This window comes from Microcoleus sp. PH2017_12_PCY_D_A (assembly GCF_020738565.1).
GTDB lineage: Bacteria > Cyanobacteriota > Cyanobacteriia > Cyanobacteriales > Microcoleaceae > Microcoleus.
This window is the reverse complement of sequence record NZ_JAEQCI010000245.1, coordinates 1-3,053: the sequence shown is the minus strand read 5'-3', so window position 1 is coordinate 3,053 and position 3,053 is coordinate 1. Positions and strand designations below refer to the sequence as shown.

The 3,053-nt window shown below is 42.0% G+C and carries 5 protein-coding genes; all 5 read left to right on the top strand.

Annotated elements, in window-relative coordinates:
* On the top strand, window positions 1-301 hold a 301-nt coding region (locus JGK39_RS33275; protein ID WP_293322681.1), incomplete at its 5' end, for a hypothetical protein.
* Window positions 298-588, top strand: a complete 291-nt coding sequence (locus JGK39_RS33270) for a hypothetical protein (RefSeq protein WP_293322678.1) — start codon at window positions 298-300, stop codon at window positions 586-588. The genes JGK39_RS33275 and JGK39_RS33270, both read left to right, overlap by 4 nt.
* Before the next feature lie 206 nt (window positions 589-794).
* The gene (locus JGK39_RS33265; protein WP_293322675.1) at window positions 795-1,067 is read left to right on the top strand and encodes a hypothetical protein; all 273 of its coding nucleotides are present in this window, start codon (window positions 795-797) and stop codon (window positions 1,065-1,067) included.
* On the top strand, window positions 1,042-1,674 hold the full coding sequence (locus JGK39_RS33260) for a hypothetical protein (protein WP_293262544.1): 633 nt from the start codon (window positions 1,042-1,044) through the stop codon (window positions 1,672-1,674). Before JGK39_RS33265 ends, JGK39_RS33260 begins: the two co-directional genes overlap by 26 nt.
* Window positions 1,675-1,733: 59 nt before the next feature.
* Window positions 1,734-3,053 (top strand): hypothetical protein (locus tag JGK39_RS33255; protein ID WP_293299067.1); only part of this gene is annotated, 1,320 nt, incomplete at its 3' end.

Genomic DNA, 3,053 nt, shown 5'->3' with positions numbered 1-3,053 from the left:
AAGTATCAAGATTGGCGGCTTCACCCTAGGGATGATGTTACCGACATTACAACAGGCGATTGTCGGTACTACAAATACTTTGTACAACCTTGACTGGGCGCAAAGTGATGCTGCGATAGTTGCGGAATTAGAAAGTATGTATAACAGCTTCCTTAACACTGTTGGGGAATCAACAGGCAGAATGCTTGCTGGATTTATGCTTGGTGGCGGGAAAAGTAACCCGAAAATGAACATCAATATAACTGCATCAGCAGCCCTTTGTATTAGGGCGCAACAAGAAGGGAGTGACAAGAAGAGTTGAGTCAACTGGCAAATACATTTATCAGATACGCTCGCAATTTAGCCGCCAAATTGGGTTACATGGAAATCAGAAAATGGGCAAGAAACAATGTCAGAACCGGCCTTAGCAGTATCGATACAGCAATTGCCAATTGGGGGCTACAAGAAGGGCAAAGTTGGACTATTGCCCAACAGGTAGAAAATAAGATTGAAACGATAACAGAAGAAAATCCTTCGTTAGGTAATTTTTTAGAAGGTTTCGTCGAAGGCTTTGGCGATGGCTTTTCTGACTTCATTGTGATGACTTAATCTAAAGTAAGTCCCTAAAGTAAGTCCCTACTTTTAAAAATATGACACTATCAACTCGCACGTTTTCAATCGCACTTACCTCTACCGCTACAAACGCGGTTGCAGAAATTGTACATTTCCGCGATGAACCCTTGCTGACTGATGAAAAAGCAGCCGTGTATTGAGAAGCCTGCTTCTGCAATGTTTCCTTAAAAAGTTTTCAATTGATGAAATTTCCTAACTATGAGGGCGATGAATCTGAAGCTGAAAAACTTGCAATGTTTACGACTGCTGAATTAAATAGTCAAAAAATAGGTTTGAGGATTCTTAGCCGGAAAAACAACACTGGCGTGTGGAGAGAAAAAGCTGAGATTATTCTTACCAATGCAGGACGTTTGGGTATTCAATTGATTGATTACGGAAATGGCTTGCTTAAGCAAAGTGATTTTATTGAGATTGAATTTGCAGTCACCATTGATATCTCAAAAAAAAAACAATGATTTTCAAGAATTAAGCGCTAGGATAGCTAGCCTAGAATCTCTTCTCGGATTGTTTGGCGCAGCAACTGCTACGGTTGGTGGAACCAATGGTCTAGTAAAAGGTGCTGCGATTGGGGAACAAGGATATTTACTTCGAGGGGATAGAACGTGGCAAAATCCTCAGACACTAGGATTTGCTTCTATCCCAAATACCTATGGACTACAACCGCGCTCAGGTAGTGCTGGCGCGCTTGACGCTAACGAACAGGCTTATAGCAGCTATGCGGGAATGAGGTGGGTGGATGGGGGCGTAACCAACTTAAACCTTCCAAGTAATGCCGGAATGCTCCAGCAATTCGATACTTTGTTTGGTACTTCTATTGCTAACAAATATCGGGTACAAGAATTCACAACAGCTAACCGCTGGTGGAAAAGAAGTGAAAATAATGATGTTTGGCTAGTTTGGCTTGAAATTGCTTTTTTGAATTCTACTAACTCACAATCATTTACTGGCCCTTTGGTTTTTAGTAATGCTTCGTTACGTTTGACCGGTTTACCCACATCCCCTGCCGGGTTATCTTCTGGTAGTCTATGGCGCAACGGGACAACAATACTGATTGTTGCGTAGCTTGCTTGCTTATCTGTCATCAAGCTTTAGTAATAAAAATAGACGTTTACTAATTAACAATGATGAAAAGAAGTCGCTCAATCAACCTTGATAAAGATACTACTCGGCGTCCCTCTCCACCCGAACAATTTGATGCAGTGCGCAAGGCTACACCTGCGACTCCAGAGGTAGGTATGCTCGGGGTGTCTGGTACTCGCGAGCTTGGAGCTTTTGGCGGTATATCAGGGGTGTCTGATGTGGCGGTAGGAGTGCAGGAATTACCCTTGCCCGGCGTTAGTATTGAGATTAACCCTGTGGAGCAAAGTGCCAAAGCAGAGGTAGACATAGGTATTAAGCAAGGATTTGGAGTAAACTTTGGAGGTGAAGTTAAGCGCACACCAACAGGTATTTCTGTAGAGAATGTATCGTTTGGGGTAAACGTACTCGGCTTCGGGGTCAACGCTAAAGGTAAGGGCAATGAAAGCGGTAGTTTAGGTGTATCGGCTTTTGGTATAAGCGTTGATGTAGCTAATGATAAAGATGGTAAAACTTCTGTTCGATTGGGACTATCATTGCCTGGTATTAGTACAGGGATTACTCTTGCACCTGATGGACAGAAGGAAACAAGTACAGAGCAACCTATTGATTCGATTCAGTTTCCACCGGGTAGTGATAGGCATTGTGTAATACCAATTAATAAAAAAGGCTACACAATTTCCACTTTTCCCGGCTGGGGCTTCACCGAACACAGAGAATGGGAAGTAACAGTCCTAGGAGAAGCTACAGGCTTTTCAAGTAGTTCCCCAAGTTGGAACATTAAATCTACCCAAAGAAGTTACGAAAAAAATAAAACAACTGGAGCTATTTTTTCGGATAGAAAGAGTGTTACTACAGAAACAATATGGCTGGACACCGCTACTTCTAGGAATTCGGAGGCATTCCGCACCCCAACTGGCAGAAATATTTATACAAATGGATTTGTAATTTCAGGAAGAGAAAGCGATATTTATGAATACATGGGAAGCCAAATGAACAATAGTTTTTCTGTTCCCGCAGGCAACCCGGCTAATCTTCCATTTCCACGGTGGTCATACGCATGGAGTCATAGTATCGAAGGACAAAGTCGTCACAAGCCCTCTAATGGAATCTGTTATGTAGGAGGCGAGGTTGAGCCGTCAAATACTCCTAATTTAATATTAGTGGCTCAAAATTTGCCCAATTACCCTCAAAAATACAAACCTATGAACTGCTGTGATAAAGTCGAAGAAATTTATAAATATCTTGGTATTGCCAAGATGAAGAAAAAATTTAAGGTTGCTAAACAGTTTTTGGTTCCCGGCGGTAAAGGTAACGAAGAATGTGAAGATTACTATGCACTTTGTGAAGCTTTATTTAGGATG